The organism is Streptomyces sp. S4.7 (assembly GCF_010384365.1).
Taxonomy (GTDB): Bacteria; Actinomycetota; Actinomycetes; order Streptomycetales; family Streptomycetaceae; genus Streptomyces.
Genome location: NZ_CP048397.1, coordinates 144,638 through 166,009, shown reverse-complemented (window position 1 = coordinate 166,009; position 21,372 = coordinate 144,638). Strand labels below are relative to the sequence as shown.

Here is a 21,372-nt window from a genome sequence, read left to right as displayed (position 1 = left end):
AGATGGAGATCGCGTGGTGGGCCCTCGACGGCTCACCCGTCACGACGGAGGACCTGGCGCGTCACCTGTGCGAGGACGGCGTCGTCGACGACTGGCGGGCCGTCAGCGGCCTGCGCGAGAAGTTCTGGATCGCCGACCCGGACGGAAACCGGTGGGGCGCCGTCATGGTCTGGGACGACGACCGCCCCACGGTACTGCCGGAGAACCGGGCCACCGAGCTGATAGGCAGGCCGGTGACGCACCGGGACCGGTTCGAGGTCCAGGCCGCCGTCCGGGGGCCGGGCTCGGCCGGCGGCCCTGACGGATCCCACCCGTACGTCGTCATCGACGCCTTCGCCGACGAGCCCCTGCGTGGCAATCCCGTCGCCGTGTTCTTCGACGCGGACGACCTGACGGGCACCCAGATGCAGCGCATCGCACAGGAGATGAACCTGTCCGAGGTGACGTTCCTCCTCGCGCCGACCGTCGACGCGGACGTGCGGGTCAGGATCTTCACCCCGGTGAACGAACTCCCCTTCGCCGGACATCCGCTCCTCGGCACCGCTGTGGCGGTCGCGCTGGACCGCCGCACGGACCGGCTGCGTTTCGAGACCGCGATGGGCGTCGTGCCGTTCGACATCGACCGCGCACCGGGCGACGGGCCCGGCGCGGGCAGGGCCCACGCCTCCATGGATCAGCCGATTCCGGTCCGGGAGGCCTACGAGCACGCCGACGCCCTGCTGGCGGCGCTCGGCATCACCTCGTCCACCCTGCCGGTGGAGATCTACCGCAACGGCCCCCGGCACGTCTTCGTGGGGCTCCCGGACACCGAGGCGCTGTCCGCTCTGCGGCCCGACCACCGGGCGCTCGCCGCCTTCCCCGACATGGCGGCCAACTGCTTCGCCCCGGAGGGCGAGCGGTGGCGTTCACGGATGTTCTCACCCGCCTACGGCGTCGTCGAGGACGCGGCCACCGGATCGGCGGCCGGCCCGCTGGCGATCCACCTCGCCAGGCACGGTGTCGTCGACTACGGGAAGACCGTCGAGATCCACCAGGGCGTCGAACTCGGCAGGCATTCGGTCATGTTCGCCGAGGCGACCGTGGGCGATGGCGGCGAGGTCGCCCGGGTGCGCGTGAGCGGCCACGGAGCTGTCGTCGCCGAAGGCACCATCCATGTCTGACGGCAGACACCTGAGCAGCCGGCCCCCGCACCGGCCGTGACCGGGCGGCGCGCCGCTCCTCCCCACCACCCTCCCTCTCCAACCGTCCTTTCGGAAGGCCGTCATGACCCAGAAGACGACGCACCTCGACTCACTCGTCATAGGCGCCGGATTCGCCGGCATCTACATGCTGCACAAGCTTCGCAACGAACTCGGCCTCACCGCACGGGTCTTCGACAAGGCCGACGGTGTCGGAGGCACCTGGTACTGGAACCGCTATCCGGGGGCGGCCGCGGACGTCGACAGCATCGTCTACCGCTACTCCTTCGACCGGGAGCTGCTCCAGGAGTGGAACTGGAAGAACCGCTACGCGACCCAGCCGGAGATCCTCGCCTACCTGGAGCACGTCGTCGACCGCCACGACCTGCGCGAGGACATCCAACTGAACACGGCCATCGAGTCGTTGGCGTACGACGAGGAGAGCAACCTCTGGACCGCGCGGACCGACGGCGGCGAGGAGGTCACCGCGCGCTACGTGGTCGGCGCGCTCGGTCCACTGTCGACCGCGAACTTCCCCGACATCCCGGGCAGGGACACCTTCGCCGGCCCGCTCGTACACACCGGGGCCTGGCCCCGGGACCTCGACATCACGGGCAAGCGCGTCGGCGTCGTCGGCACCGGATCGACCGGCACCCAGTTCATCTGCGCCGCCGCACGGACCGCCACGCACCTCACGGTGTTCCAACGCTCCGCGCAGTACGTCGTCCCCTCCGGCGACGGCCCGCTCAGCGACGCCTACCTCACCGAATGCCGCGAGACCTACGACCAGATCTGGGACCAGGTCTTCAACTCGCGCGTCGGATGCGGCTTCAAGGAGAGCGAGATATCCGCGACGAGCGTCTCCCCGGCCGAACGTGAGCGGCTCTTCCAGGAGAGCTGGGACGCGGGCAACGGATTCCGCTTCATGTTCGGCATTTTCAGCGACATCGCGTTCAACCCGGCGGCGAACGAAGCCGCCGCCTCGTTCATCAAGTCGAAGATCACGCAGACGGTGCGCGACCCGGAGACCGCCCGCAAGCTCATGCCGACCGACTACTACGCCAAGCGGCCCATCTGCAACAGCGGTTACTACGAGACGTACAACCGCGACAACGTCTCGCTGGTGTCGACCAAGGAGAACCCTGTCGTCCGGATCACACCGGCCGGCGTGGTCACCGAGGACGGCACCGAGCACGAACTGGACGTCCTGGTCTTCGCGACCGGTTACGAAGCCATGGAGGGCAGCTACAACCGGATCGGCATTCAGGGCCGTGCGGGCACGACACTGCGGGAGAGCTGGGGCGACACCCCCAGCAGCTACCTCGGAGTCGCCACCCACGGATTCCCGAACCTGTTCATGGTGTACGGCCCCAACAGTGTGTTCTGCAACCTGCCTCCGGGCATCGAGACCCAGGTCGAGTGGATCTCGGAGATGATCGGATCGGCCCGGCGGCGCGGCATCACCCGTATCGAGGCCACCGCCACCGCCGAGGACGAGTGGACCGGCATGTGCCGGGAGATGGCGGAGCAGAGCCTGTTCGCGCAGACCGACTCGTGGATCTTCGGCACGAACATCCCCGGCCGGAAACGGCGCACCCTGTTCTACTTCGGCGGCATCGGCAACTACCGGCAGAAGCTGCGCGAGGTCGCCGCCGCGGACTACGAGGGATTCAGCCTGGAGGGGCAGTCCTCCCTCACACCCGCCTGAGCGAGGGCCCGCCCCATACCGGCCCCCCGACCCCATTCCCTCGCACATCCGTACAGAAAGGCGGCAGTCTTCATGACCAGGGCAGCCCCGGCAGACATCGTGATCGTCGGAGCCGGCATCGGAGGACTCACGACGGCGCTGGCGCTGCACGCCCGCGGACTGCACGCCACCGTGCTGGAGAGCGCGCCGGTCATCCGCCCGCTCGGCGTCGGGATCAACATCCAGCCCGTGGCGGTCGCCGAACTGACCGGGCTCGGCCTCGGTGACGCGATGGCCGCCACCGCCATCGCCACTCGTGAGCACCGTTACCTCAACAGCGGTGGTGCCACGCTGTGGACCGAGGAGCGCGGCGTGGCCGCGGGGCACGTGGCTCCGCAGTACGCCATCCACCGGGGCGAGTTGCAGATGATGCTGCTCGAAGCGGTGCGCGAGCGGCTCGGGGCGGACGCGGTCCGCACCGGTGTCGACGTACGCGGGTACCAGCAGTCCGACGACGGCGTGCGGGTGCTCGCGGGGCCCGGGGCCGAGACCACGGTGGAGGCCGGCGTACTGATCGGCGCGGACGGACTGCACTCGGCCGTGCGGGCGCGACTGCACCCGGACGAACCGCCCTTGCGCACCACGGCCGTACGGATGTGGCGCGGCCTGACGGAGCTGCCCGAGTTCATCGACGGGCGAACGATGATCATCGCGGCGGACGACCGCGGCAACCGCATGGTGGCCTACCCCTGCTCGCGGCGCCACGCCGAACGCGGCACCGTACTGCTCAACTGGGTCGCCCTGGCCGCCGACGCGACCGGATCCGGCTCGTCACCGGCAGGCCCCGGCCGTCTCGACGACCTGCTGCCCCACTTCGCGGACTGGGACTTCGGCTGGCTCGACATCCGCGCCACGCTGTCGACCGCCACCGGGATCCTGCACTACCCGATGGTCGATCGCGACCCGCTGCCCTCCTGGGGCGAGCACCGGGTCACCCTCCTCGGCGACGCGGCGCACCCGATGTATCCGATCGGTGCGCACGGCGCGTCCCAGGCGGTCCTCGACGGTGTCACGCTCGCCGGCGAACTCGCCGCGGGCGACGACGCGGTGGCCGCGCTCCGCCGGTACGAAGAGGACCGTCTGCCGGCCACGACCGCGATCGTGCACGCCAACCGGACCATGGACCGCTCCGAACGGTCCCTCGCGGGGCGCCTGGACGGCGATGTGTCCACCGAGCTGAGGGCGATCACCCGCGACTACCGCGAGACGGTCGAACGCCGATAGCGGCCCGCCGCCGGTACTTGGGACCACCGCCGCCCACCGCTCAACCCGCGCGGTCGGCCGTCCGCCGGCCGCCCCGCAATCTCAGAGCTCCCGCAGAGAAAGGCAAGGAACCATGTCGAGCGCCGACACCGCGACACTTACCGAAAAACTCACCGAGATTCTGACCGATCCACAGGGCGCACCCGCTGAACGTCCCTCACTGGCCACCCGCGTGCGGTACGTGTGTGTGATCCGGCGATTCGAATTCATGCCGGTCATCCTCACCGTCGCCCTCGCACCGGCCCTCCTCGGCGCGCACTCCTGGGGGGACTTCCTCTCGCTCAACATGGTCCTCGCCGTGCTCTACGCCATCTCCGGCATGCAGATCGGTAACATGACGAACGCCCTGGCCGACCGTGAGCAGGACGCCCTGTACAAGTCCCGTCAGTCGGAGGCCATTTACGGGCTCGGGGTCTCGCGGGTCGTCGTCCACATCGCCGTGTCGACGGTCGTCTGCGCCGCGCTGGCCACGATCCTCGCCGTGCGGACCGAACACTGGGATCTTCTCCTGATCGCGGCCGTCGTGGGAATCCTCGGCTTCCAGTACTCGGTTCCCCCGCTGAAGCTGAAGAGCGCCGGAGCCTGGCAGCTGCCGACGCTCCAGCTCAGCCTCGTGTTCCTGCCGGGGCTCTTCGTCCTCCGTTCCTACGAACAGGAACTGGAGTGGGGCAGCGTCGTGACCCTGGCGGGCTTCGCGATGGCCCTGGTGTCGCTGTTCGTCACCAGCCATGCCGAGGACTACCTGGAGGACGAGCAGTTCGGGATCCGGACCTACACCGTCGCCTGGGGACTCACCAAGACGATGTACATCCAGTCCACGATGCTGTTCGTGGGCGCGCTGTTGATGATCTCCTCCGTGTACGCCACCTTCGGCTTCACCTGGGCGCTCGTCCCCCTCGTCGCCGCCTGGCTGCTGAGCCAGCGACTGCTGTTCACGGTGGTGCGCGACGTGCGCGGCGCCACGATGGACTCGGCGATCGCGGCCCTGCACAAGAAGTCCCTCATCGGTCCCTACCACGCCGCGCTCGTCGGCTGGACGACCGTGCTGCTGGCGGTCTTCGTCCTGATCGGCCGGTGAGCCGGTCATGAGCGTCGAAACCCCCGACACCCTCGTGAGCGCGGGCACCGTCGACGCCGCGCTCCGGGGCTTCTTCGCCGATCGCCGGGCCGACGCCGACGCGATCGGACCCGGCTTCGCGACCGCGGTCGCCGAACTGGAGGGCTATGTCCTGCGCGGCGGCAAACGCGTGCGGCCGGCCTTCGCCTGGACGGGCTGGATCGGCGCCGGTGGCGACGGGTCGGGGCCGGCCGCCGACGCGGTACTGCGCTGCTGTACGGCGCTCGAGCTGCTGCACGCGTCGGCCCTGATCCACGACGACATCATCGACGCGTCCCTGACCCGCCGCGGTCTTCCCGCCGCGCATGTGACGTTCGCCGACCGGCACCGGGCACGGCGCTGGTCCGGCGATCCGGAGGCGTTCGGCGCGGGCGCCGCCATCCTGATCGGGGACCTGGCCCAGGCATGGGCCGACGACATGGTCCACACCTCCGGTCTCCCGGCGGACGCGAAGGCGCGCGTCATGCCGGTGTGGTCCGCGATACGCACGGAAGTCCTGGGCGGGCAGCTGCTCGACCTGACCGCCGAGGCGAGCGGCGACGAGGACATCGATTCGGCGCTGCGGGTCAACCGGTACAAGACGGCCTCGTACACCGTGGAACGCCCGCTGCACATCGGCGCCGCGATCGCGGGCGCGGCCCCCGGTCTCGTCGCCGCCTACCGCACGTTCGGCGTGAACGTCGGTATCGCCTTCCAGCTGCGCGACGATCTGCTGGGGGTCTTCGGCGACCCCGCGGTGACGGGCAAGCCGTCGGGCGACGATCTCCGCGAAGGCAAGCGGACGGTGCTGCTGGCCTCGGCGCTGCGACGCGCCGACGAGAGCGATCCGGCCGGGGCGGAGTTCCTCAGGGCGAAGATCGGTACCGACATCTCCGACGACGAACTCGGCAGGATCCGCGCCGTCATCACCGCGACCGGCGCGGTCGACCACATCGAACGGGACATCGCCCGTCGCACCGACCGGGCACTGACCGTCCTCGGGACGAGCGGCGCGACCGATCAGGCGAAGGACCGGCTCGCCGAGATGGCGATCAGCGCGACACAGCGCGTCTCGTAAGGCCGTGAGAGGCGGCGGGACAGATCGCGCCCGGCAATTCGAAGGCGGCCGACCGGGTACCGGGCGCACCCCGTGCTCATCGACCGCGCGACACCGTCCGGCGGGCCGGACGGATCACCCCGATCCGTCCGCCCCGCCGGGCCGTTCCTGCGGCCTGCCGGTGAGCGGGTCCCCGTCCCCGGATCGACTGCTACGCCGCCTTGTCCGCCGCCATCAGATGCAGCCGCCCGGTCATCGCCCCGATCTGCCGGTGCAGGTCCGCCGGATTGATGCTGACGTGGATGTCGGCGAGGATCGCCTTGTCCTCGCTGGTGACAGCGGAATGGCGCAGGGTGCGGTGGTAGGGCGTGGCGGTGTCGTACTCCTTGCGGCGCCGGCCGTCGTGCTCGCCCGCCGACACGGAGTGCTGCTGCGGACAGAAGTAGTTGGAGAGTCCGGACAGCGCTGCCCAGATCTTGTTGAGGAGATCCAGTTCCGCGGTGGTGTCGTAGCGGAACTCGTCGGCGATGGAACGCAGCATGCTCCAGTTCTTCTGGCCGACGTGCCGACTGCCGTCGTGGGCGGGGCGCGCGTGTGTGAACGTCACTCTGCGCTGACCGCACCAGCGCAGCAGGATCTCGTCAACTCCCGTGTCGTGGTCCCCGGAATCGAGCCCGAGGATCGGGAACGGCAGCATCCGGGAGATCTCGTCCAGGGCGACGCCCACGCCGTTGATCATCCGCACCGTGCGGTTCTCGGTCCAACCGGTGGCGATGTCGGTGGCGGACACCGTGTGCAGATGGTCGCCACTGGACGCACCGGCGCCGTGGCCGACGACCGTGATCTCCATGAACCCCGGACTGGTGTTGTCCCACTCCGACCAGGCCAGGAGGGGGACTTCGTTGCGCAGCAGCGAACCTGCCCGTATGCGGGTCGCCGTGCGGCCGGGCCGCCGGTGCGGCGCCAGGCGGCGATCGATCGTCGCCGCGGACATCTCCGTCAGCAGCTTCGCGGTCCCGTCGTCGATGTCCAACTCGTTGTGGCGGCGCAGTACCGGCACCAGTTCCGGCAGCACCGGGGCCAGCCGCTTACCCGCGGGCCTGTCCAGCACGGTCCAGCAGAACAGCAACGCGGCGACGACGTCGGTGTCGTACTTCGCGTACCCGCGCGGTGGGTTGGCCGGCTTCGGACGTACGGCCGTCAGCAGCGCCTTACGGGCATGGCTGCGGTGCCAACCGGTCGCCGCGCACAACCGGTCGAGGGTCTGCGTCTTCTCCTCCCTGCCCGCCTCGGCGTATCGGGTGGCGAGTGCGGTGACCAGCATCCGGCGCTCGGCCAGGGACGCGGTGGCCGCGCCGACCGGAATCCCTGCGGCACACCCGGCGGTCGGATTCGGTGCGGATGGCGGCGGTGGTGAGGGGCGGTCGCGCGCCGCCTGCTCCGACCTCGTCCGAACTGTGCTGCCGACCGGGCTGATCAACATTCCCCCATGTGGCTTCGGCCTTCCCGCGAGGCTTCTACCGGTACGTCTGAGGAACGATGGCCCGGACCGATGGAGTGCGGCGAACTTATCGCTCGTGGATCGGTCGCAACCGGACGGAGGATCCCTCGCGTCGCCGCTGCGACCCCGCTCGGCGGCGCGTCGACAGGCTCGATCAGCAACGGTGAGGGGAGTGCCGTTTGGTGTTGTATGAGTTGGCACATCAGGGACCGCAACTGTCGCTCCGGCTCGGGCGCGACCGGCGGCAGGCCCCCCAACCCCACTCCCGGCGAAGGAACTGACGACATGAGCAGCCCCGCGGACCAGATCAAGTCGGTCCCTCTCACCCCCGCCCTGTACGACTACATCGTGGCCCAGGCGGAACCGCCCACCCCCGTCCAAGACCGTCTGATCGCGCGCACCAGGGCACTTGGCGGCCCTGCCGAGATGCAGATCCCGCACGAACAGGGCGTTCTGCTCACCCTGCTGGCGCGGCTCACCGGCGCCCGCAGCATCGTCGAGGTGGGCACCTTCACCGGTTACTCCACCCTTGCTCTCGCCGAAGGGCTGGCCCCTGGCGGCACCCTGCTCACCTGTGACATCTCCACGCAGTGGACCGCCATCGCGGAGGAGGCATGGGAGGAGGCCGGCCTCAGGGACCGCATCGACCTCCGTATCGCCCCCGCCCTCGACACCCTGCGGTCCCTGCCCGCGGAGCCGTCCATCGACATCGTCTTCCTGGACGCCGACAAAACCGGCTACCGCGCCTACTGGGACGAACTCGTACCGCGCGTGCGTCAGGGCGGGCTGCTCCTCGCCGACAATGTGCTGTACGGCGGCGCGGCGGCAAGCGCCGATGCCGAGGGCAACAGCCTGGCCATCCGTGAGTTCAACGCCCATGTCCGCGCCGACGACCGCGTCGAGTCGCTCCTCCTGCCGATCGCGGACGGCCTGACCCTCGCCCGCAAACGCTGACGGCCCGCCAGGGCGTCCGAGGTGTTGCTGGCCGTCCCCGTTAGGTCCGGCTATGCGGAAGCCCCGACCTCTCCCGCCGTGACCTGGGGTGGGTTGGGGAGCCGTGAGGCGAGGTTGTCGCGTACGAAGTGCGATGCCTTCCTGGTCGATTCCGCGGCTCCGGCCCGGTCCTGGAAGACGCTGGTCGAGACGAATACGCCGTCCCCGCCGTCGACCCGGTAGAAGGCCACGAAGCCGGGGATCCCGCGCACGAGCGGCACGAAACCCTCTCTGACGAGGCGTGCCACCTCGGGCGGGTCCATCACGCCTTCGTACCGCCGTACTGCTGCGTACATGGCTGGTCTCCTCGCGGGTTCCGGGTTCGGTCCTGTGCTGAGGTGCCGTACCCCCTCGGCGGTCCCCTCGCCCGCGAGGTGGTGCGCGGTCACCGGAAGGGCCGCCCGCGGTGATCCGGATGGCGGCTCCGGGCCTCGCTCCCGGATCGCGTACGGCCGGTGGCCGGGCGGCGCGCGCCCGGCGCCCGCCGCCGAGGCGCCGGATTCCCGCGACCCCTTACGCGAGCACCTCGTCGATGGACTCCTCCCTCCAACGGCGCAGGAGTTCGTGGAAGGCACGGGCGCCGTGCGGGTAGGCGCTCGGGCCGTTGGGACGGCCGCGCCCTTCCCGGTTGTAGTAGCCGGGCGTGCAGTCCGCGTGGAACCACTCGTGGTCGGGTGCGTCGCGCGCCATGGTGGCGATCCAGGCGTCCTCCGCCTCGCGGGCCGGCTCGATCAGGGCGCCTTCGGCCTCGGCCGCCGCCACGAGGGCGGCGGCGTGGACGGCCTGCTCGTCCAGGACGTGTGTGAAGTTGACGCTGCTGGCGTTCTGCAGTGAGCCCATCTGGATCAGGTTCGGGAAGCCGTTGCTGGTGGCGCCGTGAAGGGTGCGGACGCCGTGCCGTGCCCACGCGTCGAGCAGTGTGCTTCCTCCCCGGCCGAGGACGGGGAGCTTCCCGGAGTGGATGCCGGAGACGCCGACGGAGAATCCGGTGGCGAAGATCAGGCAGTCGAGTTCGTGGACGGTGCCGCCGACCACGACGCCGTTCTCGGTGACGCGTTCGATGCCGTGGGTGTCCGCGGTGTTGACCAGGGTGACGTTGCTCCGGTTGAACGCCGGGTAGTACGGGTCGGAGAAGGCGGGGCGCTTGCAGGCGTACCGGTACCAGGGTTTGAGCCTCTCAGCCGTCGCCGGGTCCGTGACCGTCCGCTCGACGCGGGCGCGGACCTCGTTCATCTTGGCGGCGTCGGCTGCCTCGTAGGCGGCTTCGAAGGCATCCCGGCCGCCGGAGCGGCGGAAGCTCGGCAGCAGCTTCTCCAGGAGACCGGCCGACGACGTCCACCCGTCCGCCACCAGATCCACGCCGGACTCCTCGCCCGAGACGATGCGCAGGAAGTTGTCACGGCGCTCGCGGGCCCAGCCGTCGCGCTCGGCGCCCACGTCCCGCGCCGTCGCCCGCAACCTGGGGCACGGAGCAGGCTGCGACCGCCACAGACACCCGCCTCTTCGGCAAGGCGGTCGCGCAGGCATGGGACCGGTTACACCCTCGGCTGACCCGCCGTGCGGCCTGGCACGACCATGACGGACCGCTGCCCGTCATCGAGGGCACGGGCGTGCGCCTGGTCGTGGAGAAGCTGCCCAGCGGCGGATTGAACAAGCCAGTATGGCTGTGGTGGTCCAAGACCGGGGCCGCCTCCGAGGATGTTGATCGCTGCTGGCAGTCGTTCCTCCGCCGTTTCGATATCGAGCACACGTTTCGACTTTTCAAGCAGACGCTCGGGTGGACCAGGCCCCGGCTTCGCAGCTCAGAGGCGGCCGACCGGTGGACCTGGCTGGTGATCGCCGCCTACGCCCAGCTCCGGCTCGCCCGCCCGCTCACCACCGACCTCCGGCGGCCCTGGGAGAAGCCGGCCGAGCCGAACAAACTGACACCTGCCCGCGTCCGGAGAGGGTTCAGGAACCTGTGCACGAAGATCGGCTCTCCGGCCGGTGCACCGAAACCGTCTCACCCTGGCCCAGGTCGGCCGCCGGGTTCGAAGAATCGCCGGCCGGCCACCCGTCATGATGTGGGCAGAGTCCTTGCAACCGGCGAGGCTTTCAGCCGCCCCACCCACCACAAGGTAGGCACCAAGCCACGGCGGACATCCCAGGAGCGATCACAGCCGACGCCGTAAGTACGGCTACTCATGCGCGAGTTGTAGGCGCCCCCCACCTTCGCGAGATGCCCACGAATCCGACACCGCCGTCATCCGCTTCTAGCAGGAGTGGCAGGGGTTGCTGCCTGCTGTTCGCTGCCTTACCCCTCATCTGGTTCATCGCCACCCCCTTCTTACCGGAGGAGGTGTTCTGGTTCCCGTTCTGGTTGGGGGCTGTGATCTGGAACGGATAGGAATCAGCGCGATCCGACGCGACTCCGAACGTTAAATCACAAGCTCAGTGAAGTTTCCCCGCGATCTCGGACACGTGATCGCGGGGAAACTTCAGGTCGGCGAGGATACGCGGTCGACGAAGGGACGCTGTTACGGCACTATCCGGGGCAAGGTCCGATGATGAGGAGCACGGTGATAAGCCAGGGCGTGAAGCTCACAACACGATGCGAAGCCTGCGGCGGTGTTCTGATACTCGACACCGGCCAGTCCATCGAACGCGAGCGCCTGCGGTGGGGAATTGAGGGGACCTGCCAGTCCTGCCCCGTCGCCTGGTGCGAGCATGACTTCGGCGACGCGACTCCGGAGGCGATCCGTCAGCCCCTCCTCGCGGAACACGGACCCGCCCGGCTCCGGCTGACAGCGCCCGAGGCGAGTGCAGTGCCCGTCCTTCGCGCTCTTCGAGAGGTGCACGGCCTGTCACTGGCACAAGCACGGGCCCTGGCAGACGAGTTGAAGACGACCGGCCTCGTGGGCACGTTCGTCGAGATGGAACTCGTAGCCGCCCGGCTCCGACACCAGTCCGTCGGAGTGACAGTCGAGACATCATCCGGCTGACCGTCCGGAGCGAGCGACACGCCGGGCGACACAATCTCCGCAGCCGGAAAGGTCTCGAATCCTCCGCGTCGAGGACACCGCTCACATCGCATTGTCCCTGTTCGAGGTCGTTCTCATTGCGATGGCTCAAGATAACGGGCGCAAGCGCCACCTCGTGGTCGACACCAAGGGCCTGCCGCTGTTCGTCATGGTCACCCCGGCCGACATGACCGACCGCGACGCAGCGAAGGAAGTCCTGTCTCGGCTGCGTCTCATGCACCCCGAGTTCACGATCGCCTGGGCCGACTCCGGCTATGCCGGACAGCTCGTGACCTGGGCGAAGAGACACCTCGACCTCACTTTGAAAACGGTCAGTCGGCCGAAGAACACCCCGGGCTTCGTGATCCTGCCCCGCCTCTGGGTCGTCGAGCGGTCCCTGGCCTGGATCATGCACGCACGCCGTCACGCGAGAGACTACGAACGGCTGATCCAGCACTCGGAATCGCTCATCACCTGGGCCGCAATCACTTTAATGACCAGGCGAATCACCCGCCGGACCTCCCGCCGCCGCGGCCAACCCGACTCCCGCGAAGCTCACCGGGACTGATCCGCACGGCGACGCTGACCAGCGTCGCCACCATCACTCCCCGAGGACCGTCCCCTGACCCACATCCTCACGCCCGCCCGACTCCCCGCCTGGGAACCCGGACCTCAGTCGTCAACGTGCTCGCTTGATGCGTTTGCGAGCCGTGTCACGAGATGATCCGGGACCGGCTTGTGCGGCGGGAAAGTGACGCCGGTCTTGCTCGCTGTGAGGCCAGCTTGTGCGATTTCTTCGGCATGACCTGAGATCGCAGGGGCGAGAAAATACACCCCGACCTGCTTGCTGAACGCTGCGTAGCTCGCGACGACCGTGCCACGAATTCTGAACCCCGGCATGTTGTACGCCACCATCTCCTCCGCATCCGGGAGGGCCCCGCGCAGGAGGTCCCGGAGGTGGTTGAGAACCGGGCGGAACGCCTCCGGCGCAGCAGCGATGTAGGAGTCGTGATCAGGGATAGTTGCCATGTCTATGCCTTCCTCTCAGGAGAGGAACTCTAGCTCGCCGGTTCCTGTACGTGCCCTGACCCCCGCAGGTACGCCAGCACCGGGGATCGAAGACAGGCACTCAGCTTGTTCTTTAACCTCGGGTGTCGGGCTGGGTGAGTAGTTGCGAGACGCGTTGGGGTGAGACGCCTAGGACGTGGGCGATGTCTCGGCCGGTCATGCCCTGACTCTTGAGTGCTGCGGCGGTCTCTCGAAGTTCCACCGCAGCCTGAAGTTGGGCCCTGTGGGCGTCAACGGTGGCTTGGGTTGCAGCCTTGACCCGGCGGTTGAGCTCGTCGCCCAAGTCGACCTGGAGCTGCACGCCCTGGTCAGCCCCAGGAGCATCGGCAGCCTTCAAGAGCGCACGTCCACACTCGACCGCTTCACCCAGTCGGCGAACGTAGGCCGGCGCGAGGCCGTTCACTTCAAGCATCCAGCCGCCGCCGGCTCGACGAGCCACGATCCTGGGCAAGTCCATCTTCGGCACCTCTCTGGGGACGAGGTGGTGAGTCTATCCCCTCTAGATCAAATGATCTAGAGGGGATAGATGCTCTTTAACGCCCCTTCCGGAAAGAGAAGTTGACGCCTGTTGGCTGCTGAGAGCTGGTGCGACAGCGGTGCGGCCCTGATGTGATCATGTGCGTTGTCGAGACGCTGTTGATCATGTCAAGGCCGCGAGGGTGAGTCTGTTGTACGACGCTGTACGCGTCGAGTCCCTGACCGTGTTGTCCCGGTTCCGGACCGACTTCTACGACTGCCTGACCGCCCGTGCGGACGCGCTGTTCGAGCTGACCGACGCCGTGCTGTGCACCGACGGGCCGGTGCGGTCGCTGGTCGACCTCGCCCTGGCACCCGAGCACCGCCGGGGTCACGGTTCCCTCTACGCCGGCCTGAACCGCGGCGGGCTCGATGTCACCCGGCTGCGACGGGCTCTGGCCGGGGTGCCGCTGCCCCGGGCGGCCGACGGGCGGCTGGTCCTAGCGGTGGATGTCTCGCCGTGGCTTCGGCCTGACGCCGGGACCGTGCCGGACCGCTCGTTCTGTCACACCTACGGCCGTGGCAACGCCAAGCACCAGATGATGCCCGGCTGGCCGTACTCGGTCGTCGTCGCACTGGAGGCCGGCCGCACTTCCTGGTCGGCGTTCCTGGACGCGGTCCGGCTGGCCCCCGGCGCGGACCTGGCGGCGGTCACCGCCCGCCAGGTTGGCGAGGTTGTCGAACGGCTCGTCGCGGCGGGCCAGTGGACCGAGGGCGATCCGGACGTCCTGATCGTGCTGGACGCCGGATACGACGCCCCGCGCATCGCCCATCTCCTGTCCGGGCTGCCGGTCGAGATCCTGGGCCGGACCCGGTCGGACCGTGTGATGCGCCGCCCGGCACCCTCGCGGGAAGAGTTCCACCTGGCCAATCCGAAGGGCGGACGGCCGCCCAAGCACGGCGGGGAGTTCGTCTTCGGCGACTCCTCGACCTGGGGTGTCGAGCGGGCCGTCACCGTCACCGACACCCGCCTCTACGGCAAGGCCACGGCCCAGGCTTGGGACCGGCTGCACCCGCGGCTGACTCAGCGGGCCGCGTGGCTTGACCACGACGGCCCGCTGCCGGTCATCGAGGGCACCGTCATCCGCCTGGCCGTCGAACACCTGCCGTCCGGCGGGGTGAACAAGCCGGTCTGGCTGTGGTGGTCGCGCACCGGCGCTACCCCGGCCGACGTCGACCGCTGCTGGCAGGCGTTCCTGCGACGATTCGACATCGAGCACACCTTCCGCATGCTCAAGCAGACCCTTGGCTGGACCCGGCCCCGCCTGCGCGACTCCGCAGCCGCCGACCGCTGGACCTGGCTGATCATCGCCGCCCATACACAACTCCGCCTCGCCCGCCCGCTCGCCACCGACTTGCGCCGGCCGTGGGAGAGGCCAGCCCCGCCGCACAAGCTCACCCCGGCCCGGGTCCGGCGCGGGTTCCGGAACCTCCGCACGACGACTGGTTCTCCAGCCGGTGCACCGAAACCCACCACACCCGGTCCCGGCCGGCCGCCGGGCTCGAAGAACCGACGACCCGCAACCCGCCACGACGTGGGACGAGTCCTTACCGGCAGCGAGGCATACCAGCGACCAGCCCACCACAAGGTCGGCACCCAACCACGACGAACTGGTTAAACAACAAGCTCAGAGATCGTCCACGTCGACCAGCCCGTCCTGGACCGCGCGAGCCACCAGGCTGGCCTTGGTGCGCGCGGGGCGGCCGACGTTCGCGTACTTGATCCGCACCCGGTCCAGATACGAGTTGACCGTCCGTACCGAGATACCGAGACGCTGCGCGACCAGCTCCTTCGACTCCGACTGGAACCACTCGATGAGCACGTTCTCCTCGCGTACGGAGAGCTGGGGGCGGTCGGCGCGGGCGTTCGTTCCCAGCGCGCCGGCCAGCGCGGGCGGCATGTAGGGCCGCTCGTCGGCTGCCGCCAGCGTCGCCTCCACCAGGTGCTGCCGGCCCTCGCTCTTGGTCAGAAAGGTCGCGGCCCCCAGGTCCAGGCAGTTGAGCGCCGTCTTCTCGTCGTCCCGCATCGAGTAGACGACCACCTGCCGTCCGGCGTCGACGAGTCTTCGCAGGCTGCCGAAGGCGGGTCCGCCCTGGCCCAGTTGCAGATCAAGGACGACGACGTCGGCCGTGCTGCCGGGCGCGGTCCACGCCTCCTTTACGGAGGCGCCGGCCGCGACCACGGTGACGGGCCGCAGCGACGCGGCGTACCACGCCTCGATGCCGGAGAGGATGGCGGGATGGTCGTCGACGACAACCACGCTGACCGGTGCGCTGTCACTCATGTCGGATCAACTCCCGAGGTCGCCGACCGTCTCCAACTGGCCTCCACCCACAGACTTTTGCCCCGCGTGGTTCTGGCCACCGCCACCCTCGCGTCCGGCTCACGGCCACCGGCTCCAGCGGACTCTCCCGAAGGGCGGCCGTCCTCGAAGTCCTCGCCGATCACGCTCACACGTACCGAGCGGGGAGTCCACACGACAGTCACCCGTGCGACCGATCGGGTACGGCCCACCACCACCGCCACCGGGTCGATCAACTCCCGGCGTATCTCCACCGGCACCTCACCCGGCCGGCCCCGGACGGCAAGACTTATCGTCGCCCCTTGGTGCTCGGCCAGCTCCACGCATGCCCGTAACTCGTTCAGCAGCGGGTCGGCGACGGTGTCGCTCTCCGCGAACAGGCGGCGCATACGGGCGGCTTCCACGCCACAGCGCAGCCTGACGTCCTCGTCGTGCGGGCTCAGCACACCGTGACCGAGGCCCACGAGCAGGGGAACCGTCGTCGCCGTCAGGGCGCGATAGCGCTCCTTGTGGTCGCGCTGCATGTCGGCGTGGATGCGTTCGCGGGTACGCAGCTCCTCCTCACGTGCCGCCTCGGCCGCCGCCGTCAGCGCCGCAGCGTGCAGCCGGCGCGTCAGTACGCCGACGGAGAGCTGGAAGCCGCAGTTGGAGACCGCGGCGATCCCCATGACGGCCGACTGCGCGGCGTCGGGGGGCCCCGAGAGCAGCACAGCTGTCGCGTTGAGCCCCATGTGCACCCCGAGGAACGTCGCGAACACCCTGACCCGCAGGTCGGCCAGCAGAACCAGCGCATGCCAGCCGACCAGTCCGAACGCCCAGTCCTCCGCACCCGTCAGCCGCTCCGGAGGGAGGGTGAACGCGCACGCCGCCGACGCGCCCAGCACCGCGGCGAGCCCCCACCCGCGCACCCTCGGCGGGATCCGCCTGCCGCGCAGCAGATGGGTGGCCCCGGTCACCGCGACGACGGTGAGGCAGACGAAGGCCGCCGTCTGCGCCCACGCGGGACGGTACACGTCCTGGTGGGCCGTGAGTCGGTTGAGCGAGAGGGTGAACTGCGACAGCAGGCTGATCAACAGCGCCGCCAGTTGGGCCCCGTGGAGCAGCTGCCCGCGGAAGAGGCGGACGACGGCCGGGTGCTGGGCGGCGGGGGGGCGGGGTGGTCGCGGCACCCGCTCCACCCGCGTCACGTCCCCCGCGTCCCCAACAGCTGACGCCCGGGGGCGGGCCTGCCAGTCCCACCGCACCCGGGTCCCGGTGCCCGGCTGCGAGGTGACCGTGGCGGAGCCGCCGACCGTGTGCATCCTGCCGATGATGGAACCGGAGATGCCCCGGCGCCGCGCGGGGACGGTCTTCGGGTCGAAACCGCGCCCCGCGTCGGACAGTTCGACGACGACGCCGCCCTCCTGCGCCCATGCCCTGAGCCCCGCTTCCCGGACCCCGGCATGGCGGGCCACGTTGGTCACGGCCTCCCGGACCCCGTTGAATATCGCCAGGCCGGGGCCGGACGGCACCGTGAGCGGGCCGTCGATGCGCGTCCTGAGCCGCACCAGTGCCCGACCCTCGCCCCCGGAGGCCCCGGCACCGGGCACACAGCCGAGAAGCTCGGCGAGGTCGACACGCCCCGTCTCGAATCCGGGCACGGTGGACAGCGCCTCCAGATCCTGTCTGGCACGTGGAGCGAGCCACGACCAGTCCCGGCCGACGCCCTGGGAGACCATCAGCAGTGTCGCGCTCGCCGTGTCGTGCAAGGTCGCCAGGTACTCGCGCTCGGTCGCCCTTCGCGCGGCGGCGACATCGGCCTCCCGGCGCGACGCGGCCCTGAGCGCGGCCGACCGGTCGGCCGCCCTGGCCCGTTCCCGGACGACGAGGTACGCGGCCCTGGACAGACCCGCCACGAAGAGCAGTCGCACCAACGAGGCCGACTCCGGGACGCGCCCGGGGGAGGAGAGGACGTCGCCCAGCGCGCAGGCCGCGGCCCCGAGCACGGCCAGGATGGCGCCGACCACCGGGCGCGGCGCCCACTCCTGCTGGAAGGTGATGGCGCAGATGCCGACGACCGCCTCCACCATCACATTCCCGCCGGCGCCGCCGATGACCGGCTGGGACAGCCCCGTCAGCACCACCACGGCCACGTCCGACGCCCACAGCACGGAGAACGGGAGCGGGGCCCGCGGCCCGTACAGCCGCACGCCGCAGGCGAGCAGCGCGGGCACCAGCAGAGACAGCGCCGGAGGAATGTCCGTCGCGTCCGCCGCGACGATGCCCAGCGCACCGCACACACAGAGCACGGCGGACCGCAGCCACACCCCGTACCGCTCGACGGTCGCGTTCAGCAGGCGCTCGCCGGACCTGCTGCCCTCAGGCGTCCCGGCGGCCCCGTCCGCGTATCCCCTCACCGCGGTCTCCGGTGAGGGCGACCGCCGTTCCTTGTGGGTCGAACGACCGGCACACTCCGTGACCGAGCCGGGCTACTGTGCCCGTCGTACGGGTTGAGACCCGCCGTGGCGGGCGCGCATGACGGGGCGAGCAGTTGATGAACGAATTCGCGTGGTGACGAATCGGATGACCAATTCCGGAAACGCGAAAGCGCCGGCGCTTCGCACGGACGCCCGGACGCTGCCACGACAGCGGGGGGCGATGGGTGGTGGACCCGATCGGGGCCGGCTGCTGACCACGAAGACCGGTCTGCGCATACCGGCCGCAATGGCCTTCGAGGACTGGGAGCAGGCCGGGCGCCAGCTGTCCGGAATCCTGGATTCGTCCTCATGGTGGCTCGGCGACTGGCTCGTGTACGGGAAAGACCACTACACGGACCGGTACCAACGAGGAATTCGCGCTGTGGGCCTGCGATATCAGACTCTCCGGAACTATGCCTGGGTCTCACGGCGATTCGAGTTCAACCGACGGCGAGCGGCGCTGAGTTTCCAGCACCACGCCGAATTGACCTCAACTCCGGTCGACGAGCAGGAAGCGTGGCTCGATCGTGCCGAGCGGATGAAGTGGTCCACCAAGCAACTCCGTACCGCCCTGCGCGCCTCGCGCGAAGCGGGGGATGGGGCCGGGGCCGAAGCGGGACACGAGAAGCGGTCCGGCGCCGTGGGGCGGCTCGTGGTTCCCCGCGGCCGTATCCCGTGGTGGCACGAGGCCGCCGAGTGGTCGGGCATCGAATTGGAGCAGTGGGTGCTGACCACGCTCGACCGGGCGGCCGAGCCCGTCCTCGGTGAACGCGGTCACCGGAGATCGACGGCGCGGGGACGGTCGACGGCGCGGGGACAGCGCCGCCCCCGCGAGGACGGTCCGGCCTGCCGCCGGACCGTGCGGCGGGAGCGGGGCGAGAGCTGTCCACCGGCGCGTAACACCCCCCGCGCTCCCGTACGTCAGTCCGTCCGGCTGTCCCACGGATTCCCCATCCGGCTGTCGAACGAGGGGATCAGGGCCGCGAGGGCCGCGCCGAGCCGCCAGTCCAGGTCGGGTGCTTTCATACGCACCGTGTCGCCGGAGGACTTGAACTCCAGCGGTATCCGTCCGCCGGCGCGCCACTTGATACGGCGGGGGCCACGTGGCCAGTCACCGCCGAGACCGCCGTTGAACAGCGGGGCGAGGATGACGAAAGGCAGGAGGGGTGAGCAGAGCCACCACACGCACCACCAGAAGAGCCGGCCCTTGTACCCGACGGCGTCGGGGGCGGTGGGGCGGCTCACCGCCCAGCGTGTGCGTATGCCCCGGCTGAACGCCTTGTCGCGCGTGACCCTGCCGAGTGTTTCGCCCTGCGGCCCGAGCACCTCGAACTGTGCCCGCCGCCCTTCGGTGAGGGTGACGAGGCAGGCGACCCGCGTCTGTCGGTGCTCATCCGCCCACAGGACGAACGAGCGTGCGCCGTTCTTGCGTGCCGCGAGGTAGGCGGATATGCCGCCCGGCGGCAATTGGCGTTCCACGTAGGCGACTGTCCGGGAGGTTCCCGCTCCGTCGGAGAAGTCGATATGGCAGTCGAAGTGCCCGCCGGGAGCCGCCCGCAGCCGCCGCAGCGCTCGCAGTTCCAGAGTACTGGTCACCCGATGGGCTCCTTCTTGCGTTTCCGTGTCCAACGTTCGGTACGAGGGGGCGCACCCGGGTGGGTGACGTGGCGGCTCCCCCGGTCGGCCGTGCGTGCCGCCGGGGCCGTCGTCGACCGACCGGCCGGTGCGCCGGGGGCGTGATCTCCGGATGACGGAACGCCAGATTCGCCCCGTCGGAGATCAGCCACCGCTGTCGTTTCTGACCTCGACGGCGTCACCGAGACCCGGCGCCGCGCTCCTGGCGAGTTCCCCGGCACGGACCGGGTCCGCCCCCTCGGCCACGACGACGGTCAGCCGATCAGGGTGAAGACCCGCGGAGACGACCGGATGCTCGGCGGCCACCGCCTCGTACGCGGCGATCGCCTCGGTCGGCAGGGTGCCGTCGAAGCCGGTCCCAACGGAGAGCCCCGGCCGCACCCCTCGCTCCGGGCTGACGGTCAGGGACGTCACGTCCGAGAGGGGCCGGTGCCGGCCGCCGTCGGAGACCATGTCCTTGAACACCGTCATCGCGCCGGTGGCATCGGCCGCGGTGATCCCGGACCGCCAGCCGCGGGTGTTCTTCCGCGACGCGTTGTTGATGTCGCCGTCCACCACCTGGTCGTCGGCCGTCAACGACCGCCAGAGTGCCAGCACTTCACGGGTGCGTCGCTGCTCCGCGACAAGGGTGAACGTGATGCCGCCCGCCGTGATCCGGCCGGTGATGTCGCTGTGACGGGCGACGTAGTCCCTCAACTCCTCGGCCCGTTCGGACACGAGGTCGGCAGACGCGCCCTCCGCCAGGACCAGCACGCCGGTGGCCGTCCCGCTGAAGGGCAGCGTGTTGTTCCTGGTGGTGTGGATCCTCGCCACGTCCGCCGTGCCGGCCCAGTCCTTCTCGAAATCCGCGGCGAGCGCCGTGCCCTTGTCGATGGCGCAGCCGCTCGACAAGGGCACGGCCGGCACGGAAGCGACGGCCGGCATCAACCACCGCGAGGTGTTCTTCCTCAGAGCCGTCTCCTTGGGAGCGGGCGCAGGCGGGGCGGACGGGCCCCGGCGGGTGAATGGTCCTCGGGCCGGCTCAGCAGACGCTGGAGAGCAGGTTGGCGTACTCGGCGAACGCGGCCTTGGTGCGTGCACCCGGGTCGCCGTCGACGACCAGGTTCTCCTTGAGGTTCATGTTCAGGAAGCGCTGCAGCGCCATGACGGTGTTCGCGCCGACCACCCCGTCGGGTTTGCCGGCCTCGAGGCCCAGGTCGTTGAAGAACCTCTGCGCCGCCTTCCAACTGCTGGTGCCCAGTAGCCCGTCGGGCGTCCCGGTGTTGTAGCCCAACACGCGCAGCTGGCACTGCCAGTCCTTCGCCTGGGCGGTGCTCAGTCCCAGGTTGACCACAGCGAGTGGCGCGACCTCCGTGCTTGCCTGCTGGGTCGGGGCGGGAGCCGCCACGGCCGCCCCCGCGTGGGCCAGCCCACCGGCGGCAACCCCTGCGGCAGTGGTGACACCGACAAGTGCCTTCGTGAGAGCTCGCATGCTGTTTTCTCCTTCATGGATGTGCGTTGAGCGGAGCCGTCGGCGCCGGGCCGGTTCCGCCACGATGCTGCCGGTTCGGCGCGATGCCC

17 protein-coding genes and 4 pseudogenes are annotated in these 21,372 nt (G+C 69.9%); 11 read left to right on the top strand and 10 right to left on the bottom strand.

The features are described from left to right. Nucleotides 1-2: 2 nt before the first annotated feature. From SSPS47_RS00765 to SSPS47_RS00745, 5 genes are all read left to right on the top strand, one after another. On the top strand, nt 3-1,160 hold the full coding sequence (locus SSPS47_RS00765; protein ID WP_164254318.1) for a PhzF family phenazine biosynthesis isomerase: 1,158 nt from the start codon (nt 3-5) through the stop codon (nt 1,158-1,160). A 103-nt stretch (nt 1,161-1,263) separates the two neighbouring features. Next, complete coding sequence (locus SSPS47_RS00760; RefSeq protein WP_164247642.1) at nt 1,264-2,886, top strand: NAD(P)/FAD-dependent oxidoreductase; 1,623 nt, start codon at nt 1,264-1,266, stop codon at nt 2,884-2,886. Nucleotides 2,887-2,958: 72 nt separating this feature from the next. Then, nucleotides 2,959-4,149, top strand: a complete 1,191-nt coding sequence (locus tag SSPS47_RS00755; RefSeq protein WP_164247639.1) for an FAD-dependent monooxygenase — start codon at nt 2,959-2,961, stop codon at nt 4,147-4,149. A 112-nt stretch (nt 4,150-4,261) separates the two neighbouring features. Beyond that, a complete protein-coding gene (locus SSPS47_RS00750) occupies nt 4,262-5,266 on the top strand; it encodes a UbiA family prenyltransferase (RefSeq protein WP_164247637.1) in 1,005 nt (334 codons plus the stop codon). Nucleotides 5,267-5,273: 7 nt separating this feature from the next. Further along, entirely contained in the window at nt 5,274-6,362 is a 1,089-nt protein-coding gene (locus SSPS47_RS00745) for a polyprenyl synthetase family protein (RefSeq protein ID WP_164247634.1), read from the top strand. 190 nt (nt 6,363-6,552) lie between these two features. On the opposite strand, the gene SSPS47_RS00740 is transcribed toward SSPS47_RS00745, so the two are convergent. Beyond that, nucleotides 6,553-7,665 carry an integrase gene (locus tag SSPS47_RS00740; protein WP_164247632.1) on the bottom strand — a complete coding sequence of 371 codons (1,113 nt, stop codon included), beginning with the start codon at nt 7,663-7,665 and terminating at the stop codon, nt 6,553-6,555. Nucleotides 7,666-8,127: 462 nt separating this feature from the next. Here SSPS47_RS00740 and SSPS47_RS00735 point away from each other — a divergent pair, with 462 nt between their 5' ends. Further along, the gene (locus SSPS47_RS00735) at nt 8,128-8,796 is read left to right on the top strand and encodes an O-methyltransferase (protein ID WP_147876046.1); all 669 of its coding nucleotides are present in this window, start codon (nt 8,128-8,130) and stop codon (nt 8,794-8,796) included. 50 nt (nt 8,797-8,846) lie between these two features. Here the strand turns inward: SSPS47_RS00735 and SSPS47_RS00730 are convergent, their stop codons facing one another. Further along, on the bottom strand, nt 8,847-9,131 hold the full coding sequence (locus tag SSPS47_RS00730; protein ID WP_164247629.1) for a hypothetical protein: 285 nt from the start codon (nt 9,129-9,131) through the stop codon (nt 8,847-8,849). 217 nt (nt 9,132-9,348) lie between these two features. Further along, nucleotides 9,349-10,290 (bottom strand): annotated as a pseudogene (locus SSPS47_RS00725) (monooxygenase); the annotation flags it as partial. Between SSPS47_RS00725 and SSPS47_RS35070 the strand changes: the two are divergent. From SSPS47_RS35070 to SSPS47_RS00715, 3 genes and pseudogenes are all read left to right on the top strand, one after another. Beyond that, a pseudogene (locus SSPS47_RS35070) lies at nt 10,287-11,006 on the top strand (transposase); the annotation flags it as partial. The pseudogenes SSPS47_RS00725 and SSPS47_RS35070 overlap by 4 nt on opposite strands. A gap of 375 nt (nt 11,007-11,381) precedes the next feature. Continuing rightward, a complete protein-coding gene (locus tag SSPS47_RS00720; RefSeq protein WP_239064714.1) occupies nt 11,382-11,816 on the top strand; it encodes a hypothetical protein in 435 nt (144 codons plus the stop codon). A 127-nt stretch (nt 11,817-11,943) separates the two neighbouring features. Further along, nucleotides 11,944-12,355: pseudogene (locus SSPS47_RS00715) on the top strand (transposase); the annotation flags it as partial. Nucleotides 12,356-12,506: 151 nt separating this feature from the next. On the opposite strand, the gene SSPS47_RS00710 reads toward SSPS47_RS00715, so the two are convergent. Together SSPS47_RS00710 and SSPS47_RS00705 are read right to left on the bottom strand one after the other, a co-directional pair. Further along, a complete protein-coding gene (locus SSPS47_RS00710; RefSeq protein WP_239064713.1) occupies nt 12,507-12,863 on the bottom strand; it encodes a DUF1801 domain-containing protein in 357 nt (118 codons plus the stop codon). A gap of 112 nt (nt 12,864-12,975) precedes the next feature. Beyond that, entirely contained in the window at nt 12,976-13,359 is a 384-nt protein-coding gene (locus SSPS47_RS00705) for a hypothetical protein (protein ID WP_164247627.1), read from the bottom strand. A 211-nt stretch (nt 13,360-13,570) separates the two neighbouring features. On the opposite strand from SSPS47_RS00705, the gene SSPS47_RS00700 reads away from it, so the two are divergent. Beyond that, entirely contained in the window at nt 13,571-15,037 is a 1,467-nt protein-coding gene (locus SSPS47_RS00700; protein ID WP_164247625.1) for an NF041680 family putative transposase, read from the top strand. A 9-nt stretch (nt 15,038-15,046) separates the two neighbouring features. Here the strand turns inward: SSPS47_RS00700 and SSPS47_RS00695 are convergent, their stop codons facing one another. Together SSPS47_RS00695 and SSPS47_RS00690 are read right to left on the bottom strand one after the other, a co-directional pair. Further along, a complete protein-coding gene (locus tag SSPS47_RS00695; protein ID WP_203557755.1) occupies nt 15,047-15,703 on the bottom strand; it encodes a response regulator transcription factor in 657 nt (218 codons plus the stop codon). Then, nucleotides 15,700-18,117, bottom strand: a complete 2,418-nt coding sequence (locus SSPS47_RS00690) for an ATP-binding protein (protein WP_239064711.1) — start codon at nt 18,115-18,117, stop codon at nt 15,700-15,702. Before SSPS47_RS00690 ends, SSPS47_RS00695 begins: the two co-directional genes overlap by 4 nt. 118 nt (nt 18,118-18,235) lie before the next feature. Here SSPS47_RS00690 and SSPS47_RS34665 point away from each other — a divergent pair. Next, a pseudogene (locus tag SSPS47_RS34665) lies at nt 18,236-18,913 on the top strand (LmbU family transcriptional regulator); the annotation flags it as partial. 185 nt (nt 18,914-19,098) lie between these two features. Here SSPS47_RS34665 and SSPS47_RS00685 read toward each other — a convergent pair. From SSPS47_RS00685 to SSPS47_RS00675, 3 genes are all read right to left on the bottom strand, one after another. Next, nucleotides 19,099-19,773, bottom strand: a complete 675-nt coding sequence (locus tag SSPS47_RS00685; protein ID WP_239064710.1) for a hypothetical protein — start codon at nt 19,771-19,773, stop codon at nt 19,099-19,101. A 183-nt stretch (nt 19,774-19,956) separates the two neighbouring features. After that, nucleotides 19,957-20,709: a hypothetical protein gene (locus SSPS47_RS00680; RefSeq protein WP_164247623.1), complete on the bottom strand. Its 753-nt coding sequence runs from the start codon at nt 20,707-20,709 to the stop codon at nt 19,957-19,959. 124 nt (nt 20,710-20,833) lie between these two features. Further along, entirely contained in the window at nt 20,834-21,283 is a 450-nt protein-coding gene (locus SSPS47_RS00675) for a peptidoglycan-binding domain-containing protein (protein WP_164247621.1), read from the bottom strand. Nucleotides 21,284-21,372: the final 89 nt, after the last annotated feature.

What these genes read in the sequence shown, in the direction of transcription:
- SSPS47_RS00765 (WP_164254318.1), top strand. Translation starts at nt 3, where the DNA reads ATGGAGATCGCGTGGTGGGCCCTCGACGGCTCACCCGTCACGACGGAG.
- SSPS47_RS00760 (WP_164247642.1), top strand. Translation starts at nt 1,264, where the DNA reads ATGACCCAGAAGACGACGCACCTCGACTCACTCGTCATAGGCGCCGGA.
- SSPS47_RS00755 (WP_164247639.1), top strand. Translation starts at nt 2,959, where the DNA reads ATGACCAGGGCAGCCCCGGCAGACATCGTGATCGTCGGAGCCGGCATC.
- SSPS47_RS00750 (WP_164247637.1), top strand. Translation starts at nt 4,262, where the DNA reads ATGTCGAGCGCCGACACCGCGACACTTACCGAAAAACTCACCGAGATT.
- SSPS47_RS00745 (WP_164247634.1), top strand. Translation starts at nt 5,274, where the DNA reads ATGAGCGTCGAAACCCCCGACACCCTCGTGAGCGCGGGCACCGTCGAC.
- SSPS47_RS00740 (WP_164247632.1), bottom strand. Translation starts at nt 7,665, where the DNA reads ATGCTGGTCACCGCACTCGCCACCCGATACGCCGAGGCGGGCAGGGAG.
- SSPS47_RS00735 (WP_147876046.1), top strand. Translation starts at nt 8,128, where the DNA reads ATGAGCAGCCCCGCGGACCAGATCAAGTCGGTCCCTCTCACCCCCGCC.
- SSPS47_RS00730 (WP_164247629.1), bottom strand. Translation starts at nt 9,131, where the DNA reads ATGTACGCAGCAGTACGGCGGTACGAAGGCGTGATGGACCCGCCCGAG.
- SSPS47_RS00720 (WP_239064714.1), top strand. Translation starts at nt 11,382, where the DNA reads ATGAGGAGCACGGTGATAAGCCAGGGCGTGAAGCTCACAACACGATGC.
- SSPS47_RS00710 (WP_239064713.1), bottom strand. Translation starts at nt 12,863, where the DNA reads ATGGCAACTATCCCTGATCACGACTCCTACATCGCTGCTGCGCCGGAG.
- SSPS47_RS00705 (WP_164247627.1), bottom strand. Translation starts at nt 13,359, where the DNA reads ATGGACTTGCCCAGGATCGTGGCTCGTCGAGCCGGCGGCGGCTGGATG.
- SSPS47_RS00695 (WP_203557755.1), bottom strand. Translation starts at nt 15,703, where the DNA reads ATGAGTGACAGCGCACCGGTCAGCGTGGTTGTCGTCGACGACCATCCC.
- SSPS47_RS00675 (WP_164247621.1), bottom strand. Translation starts at nt 21,283, where the DNA reads ATGCGAGCTCTCACGAAGGCACTTGTCGGTGTCACCACTGCCGCAGGG.